The organism is Mitsuaria sp. CC2 (assembly GCF_048957715.1).
In the GTDB taxonomy this organism is placed as follows: Bacteria; Pseudomonadota; Gammaproteobacteria; order Burkholderiales; family Burkholderiaceae_C; genus Roseateles.
Genome location: NZ_JARVXN010000024.1, coordinates 43418 through 63232 on the forward strand (window position 1 = coordinate 43418; position 19815 = coordinate 63232).

20 protein-coding genes are annotated in these 19815 nt (G+C 68.8%); 11 read left to right on the forward strand and 9 right to left on the reverse strand.

Going from position 1 to position 19815, the window contains the following annotated elements; genetic code table 11:
• Nucleotides 1–51: 51 nt before the first annotated feature.
• The 7 genes from PV762_RS17020 to PV762_RS17050 are packed head-to-tail and all read left to right on the forward strand — an operon-like array spanning nucleotide 52 to nucleotide 5165.
• Entirely contained in the window at nucleotides 52–588 is a 537-nt protein-coding gene (locus tag PV762_RS17020; protein ID WP_421036188.1) for a hypothetical protein, read from the forward strand.
• Nucleotides 589–601: 13 nt separating this feature from the next.
• Nucleotides 602–958 (forward strand): hypothetical protein, encoded by a 357-nt coding sequence (locus PV762_RS17025; RefSeq protein WP_421036189.1) that lies wholly within the window; start codon nucleotides 602–604, stop codon nucleotides 956–958.
• On the forward strand, nucleotides 955–1776 hold the full coding sequence (gene sctJ, locus PV762_RS17030) for a type III secretion system inner membrane ring lipoprotein SctJ (RefSeq protein WP_421036190.1): 822 nt from the start codon (nucleotides 955–957) through the stop codon (nucleotides 1774–1776). Before PV762_RS17025 ends, sctJ begins: the two co-directional genes overlap by 4 nt.
• Nucleotides 1773–2492: a hypothetical protein gene (locus PV762_RS17035; protein WP_421036191.1), complete on the forward strand. Its 720-nt coding sequence runs from the start codon at nucleotides 1773–1775 to the stop codon at nucleotides 2490–2492. The genes sctJ and PV762_RS17035 overlap by 4 nt, the downstream gene beginning before the upstream one ends.
• Nucleotides 2489–3187, forward strand: coding sequence for a GNAT family N-acetyltransferase (locus PV762_RS17040; protein ID WP_421036192.1), 699 nt, complete (start codon nucleotides 2489–2491; stop codon nucleotides 3185–3187). The genes PV762_RS17035 and PV762_RS17040 overlap by 4 nt, the downstream gene beginning before the upstream one ends.
• Nucleotides 3188–3196: 9 nt before the next feature.
• Nucleotides 3197–4003, forward strand: coding sequence for an EscT/YscT/HrcT family type III secretion system export apparatus protein (locus PV762_RS17045; RefSeq protein ID WP_421036193.1), 807 nt, complete (start codon nucleotides 3197–3199; stop codon nucleotides 4001–4003).
• 19 nt (nucleotides 4004–4022) lie between these two features.
• A complete protein-coding gene (locus tag PV762_RS17050; RefSeq protein ID WP_421036194.1) occupies nucleotides 4023–5165 on the forward strand; it encodes an EscU/YscU/HrcU family type III secretion system export apparatus switch protein in 1143 nt (380 codons plus the stop codon).
• Nucleotides 5166–5202: 37 nt separating this feature from the next.
• Here PV762_RS17050 and PV762_RS17055 read toward each other — a convergent pair whose 3' ends face one another.
• The 7 genes from PV762_RS17055 to PV762_RS17085 all read right to left on the reverse strand — a co-directional run bounded on the left by PV762_RS17055 (nucleotide 5203) and on the right by PV762_RS17085 (nucleotide 14355).
• A complete protein-coding gene (locus PV762_RS17055; RefSeq protein ID WP_421036195.1) occupies nucleotides 5203–5598 on the reverse strand; it encodes a hypothetical protein in 396 nt (131 codons plus the stop codon).
• Between the two features lie 80 nt (nucleotides 5599–5678).
• The gene (locus PV762_RS17060) at nucleotides 5679–7034 is read right to left on the reverse strand and encodes a FliI/YscN family ATPase (RefSeq protein WP_421036196.1); all 1356 of its coding nucleotides are present in this window, start codon (nucleotides 7032–7034) and stop codon (nucleotides 5679–5681) included.
• Nucleotides 7028–8098: a hypothetical protein gene (locus tag PV762_RS17065; RefSeq protein ID WP_421036197.1), complete on the reverse strand. Its 1071-nt coding sequence runs from the start codon at nucleotides 8096–8098 to the stop codon at nucleotides 7028–7030. Before PV762_RS17065 ends, PV762_RS17060 begins: the two co-directional genes overlap by 7 nt.
• Before the next feature lie 16 nt (nucleotides 8099–8114).
• Nucleotides 8115–10268 carry an FHIPEP family type III secretion protein gene (locus tag PV762_RS17070; RefSeq protein ID WP_421036198.1) on the reverse strand — a complete coding sequence of 718 codons (2154 nt, stop codon included), beginning with the start codon at nucleotides 10266–10268 and terminating at the stop codon, nucleotides 8115–8117.
• A 58-nt stretch (nucleotides 10269–10326) separates the two neighbouring features.
• Nucleotides 10327–11556, reverse strand: a complete 1230-nt coding sequence (locus PV762_RS17075; RefSeq protein WP_421036199.1) for a hypothetical protein — start codon at nucleotides 11554–11556, stop codon at nucleotides 10327–10329.
• Between the two features lie 67 nt (nucleotides 11557–11623).
• On the reverse strand, nucleotides 11624–13417 hold the full coding sequence (gene sctC / locus PV762_RS17080) for a type III secretion system outer membrane ring subunit SctC (RefSeq protein WP_421036200.1): 1794 nt from the start codon (nucleotides 13415–13417) through the stop codon (nucleotides 11624–11626).
• Between the two features lie 110 nt (nucleotides 13418–13527).
• Nucleotides 13528–14355: a FliH/SctL family protein gene (locus PV762_RS17085; protein ID WP_421036201.1), complete on the reverse strand. Its 828-nt coding sequence runs from the start codon at nucleotides 14353–14355 to the stop codon at nucleotides 13528–13530.
• Nucleotides 14356–14485: 130 nt separating this feature from the next.
• On the opposite strand from PV762_RS17085, the gene PV762_RS17090 reads away from it, so the two are divergent.
• The 4 genes from PV762_RS17090 to PV762_RS17105 all read left to right on the forward strand — a co-directional run bounded on the left by PV762_RS17090 (nucleotide 14486) and on the right by PV762_RS17105 (nucleotide 17495).
• Entirely contained in the window at nucleotides 14486–15583 is a 1098-nt protein-coding gene (locus PV762_RS17090) for a FliM/FliN family flagellar motor switch protein (protein ID WP_421036202.1), read from the forward strand.
• Nucleotides 15565–16269, forward strand: a complete 705-nt coding sequence (sctR, locus tag PV762_RS17095; RefSeq protein ID WP_421036203.1) for a type III secretion system export apparatus subunit SctR — start codon at nucleotides 15565–15567, stop codon at nucleotides 16267–16269. Before PV762_RS17090 ends, sctR begins: the two co-directional genes overlap by 19 nt.
• A 10-nt stretch (nucleotides 16270–16279) precedes the next feature.
• Nucleotides 16280–16549, forward strand: coding sequence for a type III secretion system export apparatus subunit SctS (gene sctS, locus PV762_RS17100; RefSeq protein WP_421036204.1), 270 nt, complete (start codon nucleotides 16280–16282; stop codon nucleotides 16547–16549).
• Nucleotides 16550–16697: 148 nt separating this feature from the next.
• Entirely contained in the window at nucleotides 16698–17495 is a 798-nt protein-coding gene (locus PV762_RS17105; RefSeq protein ID WP_421036205.1) for a sigma-70 family RNA polymerase sigma factor, read from the forward strand.
• Between the two features lie 102 nt (nucleotides 17496–17597).
• Here PV762_RS17105 and ubiB read toward each other — a convergent pair whose 3' ends face one another.
• Together ubiB and PV762_RS17115 are read right to left on the reverse strand one after the other, a co-directional pair.
• Nucleotides 17598–19151, reverse strand: a complete 1554-nt coding sequence (ubiB, locus tag PV762_RS17110; RefSeq protein ID WP_421036206.1) for a ubiquinone biosynthesis regulatory protein kinase UbiB — start codon at nucleotides 19149–19151, stop codon at nucleotides 17598–17600.
• 8 nt (nucleotides 19152–19159) lie between these two features.
• Nucleotides 19160–19693: a hypothetical protein gene (locus tag PV762_RS17115; protein ID WP_088403180.1), complete on the reverse strand. Its 534-nt coding sequence runs from the start codon at nucleotides 19691–19693 to the stop codon at nucleotides 19160–19162.
• Nucleotides 19694–19815 lie beyond the last annotated feature (122 nt).

The window sequence follows — 19815 nt, forward strand, 5'->3', positions numbered from 1 at the left end:
GCGCCGCCCTTTCCGCGCCGCGACGCGTCGCCCTTCGCCTTCGAAATCGCCATGACTGAACTTGCTCCCGCACCGGCTCACATCCAGGAGAAACGCGCCTGCATCGCCGCTCTCATGGATGGACATCCCAACATTTTCGCCGCGCCGACGAGCGCCGGCACCTGGACTGCTTTCGCAGAGCAGTCCGAAGCCCCCGACGAACGAGAGGAACGCATCCTCGACCAGGCCACCGGCCGCATCGTGCAGGCGATCCGCTCCGCCCAGGACCGCACACCGTCCGACTTCGACATGCAGTCGGCGCTGGACATGGCCAAGGAGGGAGGCCTCGGCGACCTGGAGCCCGATCCCGCCGTGCTGGCGCTCGCCTCGCCGGACGCGTCCGACGAGGAAGTCGCCACGATGGCCCGCGCGATGTCGCTGTACAAGACCGCCGTCAAGATGGGTCTCGCCGAAGGCGGCGAACTGCATCAGACCATCGAAGCCAGCTTCAGTTCCCTGCCTGCGGAAACGCCGTTCATGCAGGACCTGCTGGAAACTGCCAAGCGCATCGTGATGATCGATCTCGATCAGGCGATGCGCCAGGGCTGACAGGGAGACCGCCGTGACCTCTCCCATCCAAGCCGGCCGTGCCGTCGATGCCGTCCAACTCCCGGCGCGGTCGGCCGCCGGAACGCGCTTTGAACAGGCGGTCACCCAGGTGGCCCGCATCGGGGGTCCGCTGTCGCCCGCGCTCGCCCAGGCGCGCGATCCCAACGCCGGCGTGCGGCTGATGGCGTCGGTGGACGAGGCCAAGAACCGCTTGTCCCGTCTGCAGAGGCAGATGCAGCACAACAGCGACATCAGCCTGGCGCCGCTGGTCGCGCAGCAGATGCAAGAGCTGGACTACCAGACGACCGTGGCCGCCAAGACCCTGGGGAAGATCGGTTCCACGATCAAAGAAATCGCGACGGCCGCATGATGCGCCGCGCCGGACGTCTCCTGGTCGCATCGCTGTCGCTGGCGGCGCTGCTCGCCGGCTGCTCCGGCGCGACCGACCTCTACACGGGGTTGAACGAAAAGGATGCCAACGAGATCACTGCGGAACTCGATCGCCACGGCGTGGACGCGTCCAAGGTGCCGGGCGGCAAGCAGCTTTTCGCGGTCCGCGTGCCGCAGGACCGCTTCGCCTCCGCCGTCGCGATCCTCCAGGCCGCCGGCCTGCCGCGCAGTTCATTCACGCGGATGGGCGACGTGTTCAAGAAGGACGGCATGATCTCGACGCCGACCGAGGAACGCGCCCGTTTCCTCTCGGCCTTGGCCCAGGAACTCGAGAGCACCTTGTCGCAGATCGACGGCGTGGTGCTCGCGCGCGTGCATCCGGTGCTGCCGGAACGCGTCGTGCCCGGGGAACCGGTGCTGCCTTCGTCCTGCTCAATCCTGATCAAGCATGTGGCGGGCTGGAATACGGCCGCCTATGAGCCGCGCATCCGCAAGCTGGTCGTCACCAGCATTCCGGGTCTGGCCGACGCCCCCGAGAAGGTGGCGGTCGTGTTCGTGCCGGCCGAGACGATCGCGGCCACGGCCGCTGCGACGACCGCCGGCCGCGACGCAGGTGGCGGCAAGAACGCGCTGTTGGGCTGGGTCACCGGCGTGCTGGCGGTCGTGCTGGGCGTCGGCGCCCCCCTCGGCTGGCTGCTGTGGCAACGCCGAAGGAGCGCCGCCTCGACGGCGTCCGCTGGCGAAGATCCGCTCGGCCTTTCCGATGCGGATCCGCTGACAGGCGCCGCGACGCCATGACGGCGGCCATCGCCCCAGGCGCCGAGGCGAGCCTCGCGAACTCCCCGCAAGCGCCGGCCGGCTGGCTGGCGCTCTGGTACGAGCCCTGGTACCGGATGCATCCTGGATGGCTGGACGACGCGGCCGCGACCGGCGACAGACGCGATGAGACGCCATGTCTGGACCGCTTCCGCTCACCGGGTCCGTTGCTGCGACTCGCGTATCGCTGGTTCTGCGCCCGTTTCGACATCGACGCCGAGCTGCCCTTGCCGCTGGACCGCCTCGCGGCGATGCCGGACCATCTGCCGCTGGACGGCGGCGCGCTCGATCGCGCCGCCCTGGCCCTTGGCCGTGTCGCCCATGCCAGCCATTGCCTGGCCGGCGCGCACCGCGATCTGGCCGATCTGTTTTCCCCGCACCGCGGCGACGCGCCGCTGTGGCGCGACGCGCTCCGGCAGGCCAAGGCACGCCCCTTGCGTCTCGAAGGCGCCGCGCCGCCGAGGGGGGCGTCCGACGCCGACCTGCGTCGCTGGGCGCTGCCGCTGATGGGTCGCCTGATCGAGGACGCCCTGCCGGGCGCCTGGTCGAGATTGCGCCTGCGATGCGACCCCGGACACCTGCGCGCGGCCGGGACGGTGCCGCACATCCCCGACTCCGCCGCCGCGCTGCGGCGTCAGGTCTGGCGCATCTGGCGCAGCGCTGCCGCCGGGCCGGACCACACCTCCGCCACACCATGAACACTTCGACACCGTCGCGCGCCGCCGCGTCTGCGCCCCAGGACCTCACCTCGCTGATCTGGCGCCAGGCGCGAGCCTCCGACGCGGAGCATCTGATCCGCATCTACAACGAGTCGGTGGCGGGCGGCGGCCATTCGCCGACGCTGGCGAACGGCACCCCGCAGGAGATGCAGACCATCATCGCGCTGGGCCGCCGCAAGGGCTGGCCGGTATGGGTGATGGCGGCGCCGGATGACACCCCGATCGCCTGGGCCCACATGCGCGCGATCGTCTGGGCGCCCGAAGCCTGCCGCAGCGTCGGCGACCTCTGGCTCTACGTGGCCGAGGCCTGGCACGGCAGCGGCATCGCCATGCGCATGATCCGCGGCGTCTTCAGGGAATGCCGCCGCTACGGTTTCGACACCGTCACGTGCTGGATCCTGGGCGCTAACCGGCGCAGCCTTTCGCTGGTCCGCGCCTGCCGGCTCGAACGCTGGGCGTTGATGCCCGCGGTGGTCGATTACGGCGGCCTGCGCTTCGACCTGGAGGTCTGGGGTTGCCGCCTCGACGATCCGGCGTGGCTCGCCCATATGACCCGCCTGGATCGTCGTCACGCCCGTCTGGAACGCGCCCGGGGCGCGCGTCGGGCGTCCGCCGACGGCGCGACGTCCGCGCCGATCCCGGCAGCCCCCGTCGCCCAGCCGGCGATTGCCTGAAGCAGCGCCATGCCGACCGCGTCGCCGCTGTCGCTGTTCGTGGTCGGGCAGGTCATGGCGCTGTCCATGGCCCGTGTGGGCGGCATGATCGTTTTCCTGCCTTTCCTGACACGCCAACAGACCACCGCCGCCGTGCGCGGAGCGCTCTGCCTGGCGCTGTCGCTGCCGGCGGCCTTCCAGGTCTGGCCCGTGTTCGCGGCCTCCCCGCCTCCGCCCGAGGCACTCCTCCTGCTGACACTCAAGGAAGGCCTGATCGGCAGCCTGCTGGGCATGCTGGCGGCGATCCCGTTCTGGGCCGTGCGCGGCATGGGGACGCTGATCGACAACCAGCGCGGCGCCAACGCCGCGCAACAGGCCAACCCGGCGCTCCAGGCGGACGCCACCCTGCTGGGCGAGCTCGCCGAGCGCGCCCTGATCGCGCTCCTCGTGGACCTGGGCCTGCTGCAGACCACCTTTGCCGCGCTGTCGGTCAGCCACGCGCAATGGCCCATGCTGGATCTGTTCCCCGCGCTCGATGCCGCGCACCAGCGCGGGCTGCTCCAGGCGCTGGCCGGTACGCTGACCCAGGCGCTGCTGTTGGCCGGTCCGCCCCTGCTGCTGCTGCTGATGATCGAACTGGGGCTGGCCATCGCCAGCACGGCCGTCCAGGGCTTCGACGTCTACGCGTCCGCGATGGCGGTGAAGTCGGTTTCCGCCCTGCTCATCCTGGCCTTGATCGCGGTGCCGCTGTTCGACAAGGTCGTCGACGACTCGCTGCGCTGGTGGCAGGAGGGCATGCTGGAGACCCTCGGCCTCGCGCTCCCGGCCGCGCGCTGACCGGTGGACGAGCCGTCGAATGTCCGAGAAGAACCTCCCCCCGACCGAGTCCAAGAAGCGCCAGGCACGCCAGGACGGGCAGGTCGGCGTCAGCCAGGACTCGCTGAAGATCCTGCGCCTGATGTTGATGGCGGAGGTCGCCTTCGCCACCGAGCCGCTGTGGCGGGGACTGGTCGACGCACTGCTGGAAGCGGCCCTGCGTCAGACAGCGCGACCGATGGACGAGCGCCTCGCGATGAGCTGGTCTTCCTTCGTCCCGGTGCTGATCGCGCTGCTCGTGCTCGCGGTCCTGCCGGCGCTCGTCGCCGTGCTGGGCACCCTGGCCCAGACCCGCTTCAACGTCGCCGGCAAGGCGCTCGGAAAAGGCTTCGACAAGCTCAATCCGGGCAACAACCTGAAGAACCTGATCTCGGGACAGAAGCTCGTCATGGCCGTGATCGGGCCGGTGCGCAGCCTCACGCTGCTGACGGTGGTGTGGCTGAAGATCCACGCCGAACTGCCCGACATCGCGCAGAGCTTCCGGGTCGACGCCCCACAGGGGTGGTCGTTGTCCCTGGCGATGCTCAAGGGTCTGGAGCGTCAGTGCATCGTCGTGCTGGTGCTGTTGATCGTCACCGACATCCTGCTGCAGCGCTACCTGATCTACCGCCAGCTGCGCATGGACATCAGCGAAGTCCGCCGCGACTACAAGCAGAACGAGGGCGACCCGATGCTCAAGGGCACGCGCAAGCAGATCGCCAAGGAGATCGTCATGTCCGACCAGGATCCTGCGCAGCGGCGCCCGAGCGCGGTGGTGGTCAATCCGGAACACGTCGCCGTCTCGCTGTTCTACGACCCGGAGATCACCGAGATGCCGGTCATCCTGGACAAGCGCAGCGACGAGGAAGCACTCGCCCTGCGACGACAGGCGCGTGAGAACGGCGTGCCCGTCGTCCGATACGTGGGGCTGGCGCGGCATCTGCTCGCGTCGGGCGAAATCGGGCAGCCCGTCCCGGAACACACCTTCCGCGCGGTGGCGCTGCTGCTGCGCGTGATCGAGGAGTACGAGAAGCAGGCGCCGGCGCTGTTGCGGCCCACGCTGCGGCCAGGCGAGGACGAACTGCGCCTGGACCTGGCCTCGGTGGACGACCAGATCGGACAGGAGATGCTGGATCTCGTCTGAACGAGGCGCGTCGAAGATCGCGCGCCGTCATGCGCCGTCATGCGCCGTCATGCAGCTCTTCTTCCAGCAGCGCGTACTTCTCGCGTCGCCTGGCCAGGGCGCGGTGCCGGGCGGACGCCTCGCCCAGCGCCAGTTCGGCGTCATCGCGCTCGCTCTGGCGATCGGTCACGGCCTGGCGGGCCGGCGCGATCCGGTCGATCTGCGCCTGATCGTCCCGTCGCCAACGTCGCAGGACCGGCGCACCGCCGGGTTCCGATTGACAGGCCGCGCGCAAGGCCTCGCGCTGCGCGGCGACATCGGCGATGCAGTCGCTCAAGGCCAGTTCCGCTTCCGTCAAGGCGTGCGCCGCCTCCTCGGCGGCACGTTGGGCGCGGGCAAGTTCGGCCTCGGCCAGGGTCGCGCGGCGGCTCGCCAGCGCGCCGATGCGGCGCACACCCGCAATCCTGGGGTCAGGGGGAGGAGGCGATTCGAAATCGTGCGGCGCGCGGCGCGGCGCGGGGTGATCCGGCATGCTCACACCGCGCCGGCCGTCAGCGACTTCAGCATCGCGAGGCTGTCTTCCAGGGATACGGGCGTGCGCGTGTCCTGGCGCAGGAAGTCGATGACCTTGGGATAGTCGGCGACGATCCGATCGGTCTCGGGATCCAGACCGGGCCGGTACTCGCCCAGCCGCACCATCAACTCCATGTCGCGATAGCCGGACAGCACCTGTCGGATCCGGTTGGCCGCCCGGCCATGCTCGCGAGGCACGATGTTCGACATGACCCGGCTCAGGCTTGCCAGCACGTCGACGGCCGGGTATTGCCCTTGCTCGGCCAGCTTGCGCGACAGCACGATGTGGCCGTCCAGCAGCGAGACCGCTTCCTCGCTGATCGGATCCGAGCGGAGTTCGCCTTCCAGCAGGACGGTGTAGAGCGCCGTGATGGAACCGCCGGCCGCGTTGCCCGCGCGCTCGATGAGCCGCGGCAGCAGCGCGTAGACCGACGGCGGAAAGCCGGCGCGCGCGGGCGCCTCGCCGGCGGCCAGCCCGATCTCGCGTTGCGCGCGGGCCAAGCGCGTCAGCGAATCCACCATCAGCAGCACGTTCAAGCCTTGATCGCGCAAGCCCTCGGCGATCGCCGTGGCGGTGAACGCGGCGCGTACGCGCTCGATCGACGTGCGGTCCGACGTCGCGCAGACGATCACCGTGCGCGCCATCAAGTCCGGATCGAATTCATGTTCGGTGAATTCGCGGACTTCGCGACCGCGCTCGCCGATCAGCCCGACGACGATCGCGTCGGCCGGACTGCCGCGACCGACCGCCGCCATCAGCGTGGTCTTGCCGCAACCGGGGCCGGCGAACAGGCCCACCCGCTGTCCCTGCCCGATCGTCAACAGCGTGTCGAGACTGCGCACGCCGGTGGGGAATCGATCCTTGATGCGCCACCGCTCGACCGGCGGCGGCGCGTCCGCGATGACACGACGGAGCGACAGCCCGTCCTCGCCGGGTCGCAGCGGTGGACCGTCATCCAGCGGATCGCCGAAGCCGTCGAGGATGCGTCCCAGCAGGGGTCTACCCACCGCGACGTGGTGCACGGTGCGCAACGGCCGGATCACGCAGCCGCCGGAGATGCCCTCGAGCGCCATCAGCGACGACAACAGCACGTTGGCGCCGGTGAAGCCGACCACCTCGCAGCGCCAGATCCTGCCGGGGTCGTCCGGGTGGTAGACCTCGCAGAGTTCGCCGATGCTCGCCCCGGACACGGTGCCCTCGATCAGCATGCCCAGCACGCGATGCACCCGGCCCAACTGGCGGGTCAAGGACACCGCCGCCATCGCGGGAGCGATGCGCGCCGCTTCGCGGGCGGCGATCTCGCGCGGCGTCACCATCCGACCTGCACCTTGCGGGGGCCGTCGAAAACCAGCGCGCCCGGCCGGATCTCGGCCAGCCGCCAGTCGCCGGCACGATCACCGGGCTCCAGCCGGCGGCCGTCCGTCAGCGTCACCTGGCTATGGGAGCCGAGCAACACTTCCTGGATATCGAACGGCAGGATCACGATGCCGTCTCCCGGCACATTCACCAGCAGACGGTCGTGACCGCCGCTGCGGTCGGACGTCGCGCCGCGATTCACCTCGACCGCCGGCGCGCGCGGCGCCGCGGCCGCGGCCTCCCGCTGTACGGCTTGCGGGTCGGCACTCGTGATGACCGCCGCGGGCGGTTGAGGGGTCACAGACGCCGATGCCGCCGATGCGGCGGCTGCCGCAGCAGGCGCGGAGACGGCGGTCGACGATGCGGCGCGCGCCGGCGACATCGCGCGTGCCATGCCGTTCGACGCAACGCCGGTCTCCCGCTTGCCCACCTCCCGGCCCGCCAGGGTCTCCGCTTCCGCGGCCTGTCGCACCAGCGCGGCCACGCCCAGCATCGTCGACAGCAGGCCCGCCGCGACGATCACGCTGCCCACGGCACGCATGCGACGGGGCGCCGCGGGCAACCGGGCGCCGCGGCCCTTGCGGAACGGGCGGACGTCCGCGACCATGACCGGCGCGGCCGCGGCGACGTGCGCCTCGTCGCCATCCCGCGACGACGCCCCCGTCGTTGCTTTCGAGGCGGCGTCCATCGTTGGCGGCGTCCACGCATCCCAGGCGTCGGACGACGCGCGCACGGTCAACCAGACATCGCCGGTGCGGAAGCCTTCTCCGGGCTGCAGCGGCGTCGACGCGCCCTCGGCGAGGGTGCGTCCATCGGCCAGGACGACGCCCGCCTCCGGCGTGTCCAGCATCAAGCCGCCGCCCGGATCCAGGCGCACGAGCAATCGCGCGGGTCCGCCACCATCGCCGAGCAACAGCAGGTCGGCGTCATCGTCGGCTCCCACGGCCAGCGCATCCTCCAACGGCAGCGCGGCACCCGACTGCAGGCCGCTCAGGACGCGAAGTTCCAGGGTATCTGCCTCCAAGGTGCGGGCCTGCATCTCAGTACGTCTCCGGCAGGGCGCGTCCGTCCAACGGCACGCTGATCACGGAGCGGACATTCACGCGGAAGTCCGGCGGCAGCTCGGACATGCCGATCACAGCCAGCGGCGGGATGCGGTCGGCCACCAGCTTGCGGATGTGCGGACGCACATCCTGCGCGCAGATCATGACCAGGCGTGCGCCCTCGTGGTTGGCGAGATACGCCTCAGCGGTCTCGTCGAGGATCGCGTCCGTCAGATCGGCATCGAGCGCAAGAAAATCACCGTAAGCGGTCTGGCGGATGGCGGCGCGGATCTGCGCCTCCAGTTCGCTGTCGAACATGAGCGCGCGCAATTCCTTGCGCACCGCATGGGCGTCGCAGATCTCGCGCTGCAGCGCCGCCCGGACGCACTCCGTCAGGACGGAGGGATCGCGTTCGCGCGGTCCCCAATCGATCAGCGCATTGATGATCATCGGCAGGTTGCGGATGCTGACGTTCTCGGTGAGCAGCCGACGCAGCACTTCGGCCATCCGGCTGGATGGGACGGCGCGCTCCAGTTCCTTCGCCACTTCGGGCGTCTTGCGGTTGCACCAGGCCGCGATCTTCTGCGTCTCCTCCATGCCGAAATACATCGCACCGACGCGCAGCAGGGTCTCCTCGCAGAGTTCGTCCAGACGTTCCCAGCAGTCGCGCAGGTCCGTCGGTTTCGGGTCCAGTGCAAGCGCCTGGGCCTCGGACAGCCAGACACGCGGCGCACAGGCCAGGCCGCCGCGCGGCTCGATCTGGTCGGCCGGCAGCCCAAGGTCGATCGCATCGCCCCGGGTCCAAGTGCAGGTTCGCAGATCCTCGTGCAGCCGCAGGGAAAACACCGGCACTTCACCGTGGCAGAACTCCAGGTCCGCGTGATCGAGGTCCACATCGGCGTCGAAGTCGATCTGAGGGGTCACCAGCGCCAGACGACGCACCAGGCGGTTGCGGACCTGCCGGCACAGGTTGAGCGCACGCTGCGCGCGCTCGGGGTCGATGCGACCGCTGACCCTCAGCGCGAAGGGGCGGACCAGATCGAAATCGCGCAGGGCCTCCACGACAGCCTCCCGCTGCTGCGCCTCCTCGCGTTCCGTCTTCAGCTTCCGATGCATCATCGTCAGGCCGACCGCGGCGGAACCGATCGCCAGACCGGCAAACGCCAGCAGCGGCATGCCGGGCAGCAGTCCGAAGGCCAGCATCGCGCCGCTGGCCGTCACCCAGGCCTTGGGCTGGTGCAGCAGTTGCGCGGTCAATTCGTTGCCGATCGCACGGCCGCCCGTGGGCTTGGACACCCGCGTGACCAGCAGGCCGGCGGTCATCGACATCAGCAGCGCCGGGATCTGCGCGACGAGCCCGTCGCCGATGGTCAGGATCGCGTACACCTGCAGCGCGTCCGCGGCCGACATGCCCCGCTGGAGCACGCCCACGGACAGGCCGCCCAGCAGGTTCACCAGCACGATGACGATACCGACGATGGCGTCGCCCTTCGCGAACTTCATCGTCCCGTCCATGGCGCCGAAGAACTGGCTCTCCTCCGTCAACCCGTCGCGCTGCGCCTTGGCTTCCTCCTGCGTGATGCCGCCCGCCTTGCGCTCCATGTCGATGGCCATCTGCCGACCGGGCATCGCATCGAGCGAGAAGCGCGCGCTGACCTCGGCCACGCGTTCCGATCCCTTCGTGATCACGATGAACTGCACCACCGTGAGGACCAGGAAGACGACGAGGCCGACGACCAGGTTCCCGCCCACGACGATCTCGCCGAAGGCCGCGATGATGTGCCCGGCTTCCCCGTTGAGCAGGATCTGCCTGGTGCTGGCCACGCTCAACGCGACGCGGAACAGGGTGGTCACGAGGAACAGCGACGGGAAGGCCGACAGCCCGGTGGTCTGCTTCACCTGCATCACCAGCACGATCAGGAACGCGGACACGCACAGGTTGGTCGCGATCAGCAGGTCCAGCAGCCACGTGGGGACCGGGAGCAGCATCGCGAATACCACCGCGACGACCAGCGCGGTGACGACGATCTCGGCCCGCTCGCCGCGCGGTGCGATCTGCCGGGCGAGGGCCTGCGCCGGTGACAGGATCGCGCCCGCGGCAGTGACGCGGGGGGCGCCACGGGGGGCGCTGGAAGGTGGTGGCAGAGGCATGGTGAACGCTCAGTCGAGTGCGTTCATGCGAGGTTCGCCACCTGAATTTGCAGGCTTGTCATGCCCCGGGCGCGGTCGGGCGATCCGTTCGTCTGCTCAGCCCGGCACGGGTCAGCAGTCCGTGATGCTCCAGGTTGGCCGTATTCGCATTCTTCAACTCATTGCTCACGAGCTGCTTGGTATCCGCGTTCAGCCACACGCCCTCCGGGAGTTGCCGCAACTCGCGCTGCATCTCGCGACGCGCCCTCGCCAGGGCCTCGCCGTTGACCTTCAACACCGTCCCCATGCGCGCCAGAGCCGACTGCGGCGCGGGCGCGAAGGTCGTCTCGAGGAGCCAGCGCGCCGTCTTGCGGACTTCTTCCGGATTGTCGGCCGCCGGGCAGGGTCCGGCGGCACCGGCTTTCATCAGTCCAACACTGGTCTGCTCGACCTGGCGGAGCTGTTGGATCGTGCGCAGCAAGGTCAGCGAGAGGAACACGTCCCTGCCGCTCGAGAGGCGCCCGTCGACGCGTCCGGGACGCACCGCCATGGCCTCCAGTTGACCAAGGCCTTCGCGGCCCAGGCCGGTGGCCGCATCCAGGACCACCCTGGGCGTCAGCGGCGACTGGAGCAGCGAAAGCAGCGGCGAGTTCGGCGCGAGGGCCCCCTTGGCGGCGGGGGAATCCTTCTTCGACACGGCCGTCCGCATCAATGCCCGCACGGTGTCGTGAGGATCGCACGACAAGTCCTCCATCAGGGCGTTCAACGACCCGACATCCGCCCCCGGCGGCAATTGCTCCAGCGCCATGTGAAACAACGCTTTCCGCTCCGCTCCCACAGAGACGTTGGCGTCCAATTCCTCGATCGCCTGTTGCGACCTGCCCTGCGCCCACAACAACGCAAAACGCTGAGCGCGCTGTTGGATACACGCGAACCCCTGCTCACCCGTGAGCTGCTTCAGCATTGCCTGGATTTCGCCGATGCGCATCAGGGCCTCGATGCGCTCGTCCTGGCGCTCGCGCGCGTCGCGGGACTCGTCGTGCGTTTCCAGCTCGGCACGCTCGCTGGTACCGAAGGTGATCTCCTCCGCGCTACTTCCCAGCCCCCCGGAGTTCGACGCGGCATCCGCCGCGGCGCGAAGCGCAGCGCGGCGCTCGGCGATCTGCGCCAGATCGGAAGGTGTGGGCGCGGCAGGCCGCTCCGGTGCTGACTGTCGAGGGGACTCCTGAAAGACTGCCCCCCGGACGCCCGTTGGCGCCTCCGGGACCGGCTCGAACACGTTGCCTGGGCGAGAGGGGATGGTGGTCATGACGAAAGGAGGAATACGGAAGGAAAAATACGGAAGGACGACCGGAGGGGCGCCGGAAGTCGGGCGTTCAGGGAAGCGCGCGCGCCGTGAGGATGAAGAGGCGCTCGCGTTCGCTGTTCACGGCGCTGTCGCTTCGGAACAGCCCACCGATGACTGGAATCGACGACAGGCCCGGCACCCGGGCGTTGGAGACCTGGCGATCCTGCCGTCGGTAGCCGCCGACAACCAGCGACTCGCCGGGCTTCACCACCGCCTCGGTGCTGACCGCGCTGTTGCCGACACTGGGCGTGCCCTGATCGGAGGTTGCTTTGGTCAACTGACCGTCCTCGATGTCCAGCGTGACGCGTATGCCCTGCTCCGCGCCGCCGCTGGCGTCGTCGCCGACGATGCTCGGCGTCACCTTGAGCAGGGTGCCGGCGGTGATCGTGCGCAGGTCGGTGCTGCGCTCGCCGACCAGCTTCACGTAGGCCGACTGGTTCATGTCGAGCAGCGCGCCCACGTTGTTCAGGGTCAGCACCGACGGACGGGAGAGCACCTGCGCCTGCCCGCGCGATTCCAGCGCACGCACCCGCAAGGCGAGTCGGTTCGAGGCCCATAGCACCATCGTCGATCCCTTGACGCCGGTATCGGCGGAGGTCACGCCGAGGTTCCCGTCGGCGCCAACTGCCACCTGCGCAGCGCCCGAGCCTGCGCGGAGATCCACAGACCAATCCCGTAGCGCATCCGCGCTGACGTCGAGGATGGTGACGTTGATCTCGATCAAGCGATTGGGAACATCGAGCGAATCGATGAGCTCGCGATAGTCCTCGCGACGTGACGGCAGGTCCCACACCAGCACCGCATTGAGCGGCGTGTAGGCGGCGATCGACGGCGTGAAATCGGGCTCGTCCGCATCGTCGCTGCGCGCGGATCGGCGCCGCGGCGCAGTCGCCTCGATCGAGCCCTCCGAGGCTCCCTCCTGGGGGCCAACGCGCCTGGGAAAACTACCGCTGGCGGACGCGGCCAGGGGAAGTCGAGCGGCGGGGACGCCGGTCAGCGCGATGTCGCCGGACACGTCGCCGCCGGCCATCTCCCGCGCCAGCGCCGCCCAGGGATCCTCGACGCCGGACAGCGAGGCCTTCCTCCCCACGCCTGCATTCGCGAAACGCGTCTGGAGATTGACGGAACGAGCGTTCGGCAGGACCTGGTTCAAGGTGGTCACCAGTCCCGGCAAGGTGACGCTACGGTCGCGCGTGCGCATCTCCCGATCGGCGGCGGCGGCGTGTTTCAGTCGGAAGACCATCATGCGCGGATGCTCCCGCTTCGGCATCCGGTCCTCGGGCACCGCGAGCATCCGCCGGACCAGGCTCACATACGCCGGCGGCCCGGACACGAGCACAGTGGGCGGGTCGGAATCGAACTCGCCCCAACCGAAGCGACTCTCGAAAAGTCCGATGCCGACCAATGCGTCTTTCGCGTCGGAGGGGCTTTGGGGTCCGAGCGAGATCCGCTCGCTGGTCGCGGCCGACCGCGCCGAGATGTGAAGCACGCCTTGATAGATGAACCAGTCCAGCCCTTGTGAATCGCCCAGTCGATCAAGGAAGACCGCCGGAGAGGCGCCCTTGCCGCTGAGTCTCAGCTTGCGCCGACCCAGCGCGGGGTCGGCGAGCTTCACTTCCAGGCCCAACGTCGACGAGAAGCGGTCCAGGACCTGGGTCACCGTCAATTCCTCGTCGGCGCGATAGCTGTAGAGCGCGTCCCGCCAGGCGGCCGGCGCCACCGCACGCGCTTCCATGAGCGCGGGGCCGAATGGTCCGACCAACGCTGCGGCGCAGAGCACGGCACGTAGCGGATATGCGAACAGCGTGGCGGGCCGTTTCATGTCAACGCTGCTCGTTCAGGATCTTGCGTTCGACGCTCCGATGCAGCTGGACGGCCTGCTTCATCGTCGCGATCTCGACCTGCTGCCGGAGCTGGATCCCGACGGCTCGCTCAAGGTCCTGCGGCCCGATGCGCTGCATTGCTTCGGACAGGCGGTTCGAGCGCGACATCGCGGTCTGCAGCAGGCGTTCGGTGGGGGTGATCGAGGTCATGAGAAGTCTCCTGCGAAGGGGGTGGAAGAAGGACTGAGTCAACAGGACTGGCGGACGACGATGAGGAAACCGGAACCGGCAACGCGTCGATCAGCGCCCGGACGTTCTCGACATAGGTGGCGTGGAGGCTGCCGGCAGGATGGTCAAGCACGCACTGACCTCGCGCCATCAGAGCGTCAGGCACCAGCGTCCACCCAGCATCGGCCGCGATGTCCGTCAAGGCCTGCACTTCGTCAGGCGATACGCGCAATCGGGATTCGCCTTCGCCGCGCATTGCGCGCCATTCCTCACGCAACAGGCGGGCACTGGATTGCGCCACAACCTCGGCGGGCAGGTCGAGTAGCAGTCGTCGAGCTGCGTGTCGCGCGATGTCGATCAACAAAGTCTCCGCGCCCGCGAGCAGTTGTTCGCGATCCTGCTTCAGCGCGCTTGCGATACGCGTCGCGTCCGCGAATGCCGCGGCCCTGAGTTCGGCTACTTCCAGGGCGAGCCTGTCCGTGACTTGGTCGCGTGCCCGTTGGCGCCAGAGGCGCTCGCGCTTGCGCGCCGCCCGCAGACGCATCGCGCAGCCGGATCTGGCGGCCCGGACCACGTCACCCGCCGAGCGCACGACCGCCAGCGACTCGCGCTTCAGCACGACGGGGCACGCCTCCCCCTCCTCCGCATCGTCGATGCGCAGGGCAAGTCCGATGAGCGGCACGCGTTGGGAGATCCAGGCGGGATTCATTCGGGCCCTAGTACGCGAACAAGCCGGCGAGGTTCCGGCGGTGGCGCGCCACACCGAGAACGGCATGCCTTTGACATCGCACTGACCCGCACCTCCCCCAAACACCGCCGGTATGCCGACGGCCCCTCCGATGCTCGCCGACCCGATTGACAGACCCGCCGCCACACGCGCCGCCTCGATGACCCACGCGCGCGCGGCACCCTCACCGATCCAGATGCCGAAGCGGGCGGCCGAGGACATCCGGCTCCGCCAGCGACTTCAGCGTGGCGTCCAGTGGATCGTCGGCGACCCGGACGCTCCCTGGGCCTCTTTCGAGCTGGCGCTCGCGTCTTCCGGCGAGGCGGGCGCGAACGCGCCGATCCGGGCCGCACCGGCGCTCACGACCGCGCATGGAGTCCTCCACCTGTGTGACGACACCCTCGTCACGATCGCGACCGGACTGCACCTCCCGCACGACGTCGACGACCTTGCGAGGGACGGTCTTCTCCGCCTGGCCTGCACCGCCTGGTGTCCGGCGCTCGCGCAGGCGCTCGGCGATGTCCCGATCCCGCTTCCCTTCGACCACGACGCCCCGCCATCTGGCATGGAGCAGCCCATTGCCGCTGTCTTGACGCTGGTCAGTCGCGACGGCAGTCGGCAAGTCCTGCCTTTACGGGCCTCGCGGCGCACGCTCCTGGCGTGGGCGTCGGCACCCGGATGGCGGCCGCTCCCCGCGCGAGGCCCGATGTCGGCATCCGTCGCCGCGATCGCCTTGACGGTGGGGCTCTGGCTGGGGCGCATCGCGATACGGCACGCACGGCTGAGCGCGGTCCGGACGGGCGATGCCTTCTGGCTTCCCTCCGATGAGCGAGCCCAAAACGGGCCGCTATGCCTCGTTTCTGGGAGGCGACTGATTCATTTAGGTCAGGTCGACCACCTCACACGCGAGTTCCAGGGATGGGGCTCGATGGGGACCTCGCCGTCCAATTCCCTTCATGCCTTTTCACCCTCAACGGAGCCCCGCAACGTGGATGCCTTGACCGTAGACCTGGACTTCATCGTTGGCCGTGTCGCCATGACCGTCGGCGAATTGAGCGCTCTCGCGGCCGGCCAGATCGTCCCGCTGGAAGCGCTGACCCCGGCGACGGTGCGCATCGTCGCCCACGGCACCGAGCTCGGCGCGGGACAACTGGTCGAGGTCGAAGGACGGCTGGCCGTCGAGATCCTGCAGTGGGGGAGTCCGCGGTGAGCGGCGGCGGCTTCGACCCCCTCTCGCTGGCATTCCTGCTGGCGGGCCTGACGCTGCTGCCGCTGCTGCTGGTCTGCACGACGAGTTATCTGAAGATCTCCGTGGTGCTGATGATCGTGCGCAACGCACTGGGCGTGCAGCAGGTCCCGCCGACGATGGCCCTCAACGGCATGGCCCTCGCGGCCACGCTGTTCGTGATGGCCCCGGTGCTCAACGAGGTCGTGTCGCGGCTGCCGATGGATCTCCCCGGACTTGCCGGCCAGCCCGCGCAGGCGCAGGCGCCACAGCGCCCGAAGTCGGCGCGCCTGGGCCTGGCCGACCTGGCGCAGGCGTTCGAGCCCATGCGCGGTTTCATGCTGGCGAACACGCTCCCGGAAAAGCGGCAGAAGTTCGTTGACCTCGCTCACCAGCAGTGGGGAGGCCGCATGGCGACGCCCCAGGACCGCGACTACGTCGTGCTGATCCCGTGCTTCGTCGTGAGCGAACTGGAACTCGCGCTGAAAGCCGGTTTCGTGCTTTACGTCCCCTTCGTGGTCATCGACCTGCTGCTGTCCAACCTGCTGCTCGCACTCGGCATGCAGATGGTCTCGCCGATGGTCGTCTCGCTGCCGCTGAAGATCCTGCTGTTCGTGCTGCTCGACGGCTGGACGCGACTCTTCGACGGCCTGGTCCGTTCCTACGCCTGAAAGCCACGCCGTGATCGAAACCATCGCGTTCTTTCAGAAGGGCCTGCTCATGGTGATCTGGCTGTCGCTGCCGCCGCTGATCGTGGCGGTGCTGGCCGGCGTGCTGGTGTCACTGGTCCAGACGGTGCTGTCGATGCAGGACCAGAGCATTCCCTTCGCCGTGAAGCTGTTCGCCGTCGGCCTGGTGTTGGCCGCCACCGGACGCTGGATGGCGCTGCAGCTGCTCGCGCTCGGCGACCAAGCCCTGGCGGCCCTCGTCACCTTCGGAGGCCGGCCATGACCGCCGCGCCGCTCCACTTTCCTGTCACGCGCCCGGCGCGGCGCGACTTCTCCTCCGTCCTAGGGAGCCCCCGGCTCCGGAAGATCCCCGTCGGGCGCGCGCCCGAGACCGAGCCGAACGGGGACCCGGACCTTCTTCGAGTCTGTCTATGAACCACACTACCGAAGCCATGGGCGAAATGGGCGACGCCCACTCGCAAGAGCCCGCAACGACCGCCACCCCCACTCCGGCGGCCGCGCTTGATCTCGCCGGCGACGACGCCAGCGCGGCGCTCGAGGCGCTCATCGATTCAGATGAGCAGAACGAACAAAGCGAGCAGGAGGAGTCGGACGAACCAGTCGATGCCATCGAACCCGTGGATCCCGAACTCGTGCGCCAGCGCCAGCAACTGGTGCTGACCCACATCGTCAAGATCGCTCGGGATTCACGCAGCGACTCCAGCAAGCTCAAGCGCTTCCTGCGCCGCTACGAGCGCTCGCCGGGCGAACTCGACGACATCATCCAGGATGCGATGCTCGAGGCCACGCGCTGCGCGGACCGCTTCCAGGCGCGCTCGTCGGTGGAAACCTGGTTCTTCGGGATCGCCGCCAACGTCGCACGCAACCACGTCGCGCGCTGCTCAAAGCGCAGCGGCCAGATGGAAAGCCTGGATGAGTCGCCGCACATGATGGACGCCGAATCGGCACATCGGCCGCGCGATTCATCGATGGATGTGAGCCAGCAGGTGGCCTACCGGCAGTTGGCCGGCATCGTCGACGTCACGTTGTCGGGACTGTCCGCGGACCTGCGCGGCACGTTCGACCTGGCCTGCCTGCAGGAAGAGTCCTACCGCGATGTCGCCGAGATCCAGGCGATTCCGATCGGCACGGTGCGTTCACGCGTGAACCGGGTGCGCACGCTGCTGCGCTCGCGACTCAAGCAGGGATTCGCCGACTACGCGACCTGACCCTCGGCGCTGCAACGCGCCCCGAGGGGATGACGCCGGGCTTCCCCTCGACAGTCGCCCCACAGGGCCGGCTGTCGCCTTGGCTTCGTGCGTATTGCCGTCTCAGTCGATCCAGCGCATGGCCAGTTGTGTCAGTACCAGGGCCAGCATGAAGCCGCCCACGCCCCACAGCAGTGCCTGCAGCAGGAGGTTGGTGCGGCGCTGTTCCACCAGCAGTTGGCGGGTCAGGTCGGAATGGCCGTCGTCGGCGCGCTGGCGCAGCACCTCGTGCATCAACCGGGGGAATTCCGGCACCATCTGCGCGAAGCGCGGCGCCTCCTTCTTCAACTGGCGGAGGAAGGCGCGCCAGCCGATCTGCTCGTCCATCCAGCGCTCGAGGAATGGCTTGGCAGTCGCCCAGAGATCCAGATCAGGATCGAGCTGCCTACCCAATCCTTCAATGTTGAGCAGCGTTTTTTGCAGCAAAACCAGCTGCGGCTGAATCTCCACGTTAAATCTGCGGGAGATCTGAAACAGGCGCATCAGCACCTGACCCAGCGAAATGTCCTTCAGCGGCTTGTCGAAGTGCGGTTCGCAGACGGTCCGTACCGCGCCTTCCAGTTCATCGACGCGCGTTTCAGGCGGCACCCAACCCGATTCAATGTGCAACTCGGCGACACGTTTGTAATCGCGTCGGAAGAAGGCGATGAAGTTCTGCGCCAGGTAGTCCTTGTCGACCTCGGTCAGCGTGCCGATGATCCCGAAATCCAACGCGATGTAACGGCCGAAGGTGTGCGGATCCAGGCTGACCTGGATGTTCCCGGGATGCATGTCGGCATGGAAGAAGCCGTCGCGGAACACCTGCGTGAAGAAGATCGTCACGCCGTCGCGGGCCAGCTTCTTGATGTCGACGCCCGCCTCGCGCAGCCGCTCGAGCTGCGAGATCGGCACGCCGCGCATGCGTTCCATGACGATGACCTCGCTCCGGCAGAGTTCCCAGATCATCTCCGGCACCATCACCAGATGCAGGTCCTGCATGTTGCGGCGGAGCTGGGCCGCGTTCGCAGCCTCGCGCACCAGATCCAGTTCGTCGTGCAGGTAGGTGTTGAACTCCGACACGACCTCGCGCGGCTTCAGCCGCCGCCCGTCGGCCGAAAAACGCTCCACCCAGCCCGCCAGCGTGCGCATCAGCGCCAGGTCGTCCTCGATGATGTCGAGCATGCCCGGCCGCAGCACCTTGACCGCCACCTCACGCCCGTCGTGCAGCGTCGCGAAGTGGACCTGCGCGATCGACGCGCTGGCCACGGGCTCGGCATCGAAGGTGGCGAACAGTGCCTCGATGCGGCGACCGAAGGCGCGCTCGATCAGCTCGCGCGACAGCTCGGCGGGGAACGGCGGCACGTTGTCCTGCAGCCGCGACAGCTCCTCGATCATGTCGGGCGGGACCAGGTCACGGCGCGTGGACAGCAGTTGGCCGAACTTGACGAAGATCGGCCCCAGCCGCTCCAGAGCCAGCCGCAGGCGAGTGCCGCGGGGCTGGTCCCAGGCGCGGCCGACCGTGATCAGCCGGCGCAGGAAGCGGAACCGGCGGCGCTTGAGCGTCGAGAGCGCCAGCTCGTCCAGCCCATGTCGATACAGGGTCCAGACGATGACCAGCAGGCGGGACAGATACCTCATTCAGGACCTCATGCCCGGCCTTGGCCGTCGGGCATGAAGCGACCCGCCGTGCGGGCCAGCGTCGCCATCGCCGCGGCGGCCGCCCGGCCGAACCGGCCCAGCTGATGCGCCACGGCCGGACCGGTGATGGCCGCCAGGTCGTCCTCGATGTCCCAGCGCACGTGATCGATCAGCCAGTTGAAGTCGCCGGCCAGTTGCGCGTCGCCCTGGACGCGCACGTCCGGACGGGCGCCGGACAGCGCCGCGAACGCGGCGGCGGCGGGGTTGGACGCGTCCAGTTCGATGAGCAGGTCCGGTTCTTGCCTAGGGGCATCCTCGTCGCCCATCCGTTCGAGCAGACCGGCCGGGGTGATGCGCAACCGCAGATCCGGTGCGGCCGGCAGCATCGCCGGCCAGCCGGACAGGCGCAGTCGCAACGTCTTGCCCGTGTGCGGGGCCAGGCGCGCGGTGGCGACGGGCTCGCGGGACATGACATGGTTGAGCAACAGCGTGATGCGATCCTGGACCGCGGGGGCGAGGAGCTTGGACCATTCTTGAAGCATGGGGCGGATTGTAGGCAGGCCGCGAAGGCGACCTGGGCGCGGCGGAACCGGTGACAAAGCTAGGGGGTCCGGTTACGAGTCCGCGAATCGAATTGAGCGAGAATTTCCGGCTAAGGCCGGGG

Bases quoted from the DNA above. Each gene is read 5' to 3' on its own strand.
- PV762_RS17020 (WP_421036188.1), top strand. From the start codon at position 52: ATGACTGAACTTGCTCCCGCACCGGCTCACATCCAGGAGAAACGCGCC.
- sctJ (WP_421036190.1), top strand. From the start codon at position 955: ATGATGCGCCGCGCCGGACGTCTCCTGGTCGCATCGCTGTCGCTGGCG.
- PV762_RS17035 (WP_421036191.1), top strand. From the start codon at position 1,773: ATGACGGCGGCCATCGCCCCAGGCGCCGAGGCGAGCCTCGCGAACTCC.
- PV762_RS17040 (WP_421036192.1), top strand. From the start codon at position 2,489: ATGAACACTTCGACACCGTCGCGCGCCGCCGCGTCTGCGCCCCAGGAC.
- PV762_RS17045 (WP_421036193.1), top strand. From the start codon at position 3,197: ATGCCGACCGCGTCGCCGCTGTCGCTGTTCGTGGTCGGGCAGGTCATG.
- PV762_RS17050 (WP_421036194.1), top strand. From the start codon at position 4,023: ATGTCCGAGAAGAACCTCCCCCCGACCGAGTCCAAGAAGCGCCAGGCA.
- PV762_RS17060 (WP_421036196.1), bottom strand. From the start codon at position 7,034: ATGGTGACGCCGCGCGAGATCGCCGCCCGCGAAGCGGCGCGCATCGCT.
- PV762_RS17070 (WP_421036198.1), bottom strand. From the start codon at position 10,268: ATGCCTCTGCCACCACCTTCCAGCGCCCCCCGTGGCGCCCCCCGCGTC.
- PV762_RS17075 (WP_421036199.1), bottom strand. From the start codon at position 11,556: ATGACCACCATCCCCTCTCGCCCAGGCAACGTGTTCGAGCCGGTCCCG.
- sctC (WP_421036200.1), bottom strand. From the start codon at position 13,417: ATGAAACGGCCCGCCACGCTGTTCGCATATCCGCTACGTGCCGTGCTC.
- PV762_RS17085 (WP_421036201.1), bottom strand. From the start codon at position 14,355: ATGAATCCCGCCTGGATCTCCCAACGCGTGCCGCTCATCGGACTTGCC.
- PV762_RS17090 (WP_421036202.1), top strand. From the start codon at position 14,486: ATGCTCGCCGACCCGATTGACAGACCCGCCGCCACACGCGCCGCCTCG.
- PV762_RS17105 (WP_421036205.1), top strand. From the start codon at position 16,698: ATGAACCACACTACCGAAGCCATGGGCGAAATGGGCGACGCCCACTCG.
- ubiB (WP_421036206.1), bottom strand. From the start codon at position 19,151: ATGAGGTATCTGTCCCGCCTGCTGGTCATCGTCTGGACCCTGTATCGA.
- PV762_RS17115 (WP_088403180.1), bottom strand. From the start codon at position 19,693: ATGCTTCAAGAATGGTCCAAGCTCCTCGCCCCCGCGGTCCAGGATCGC.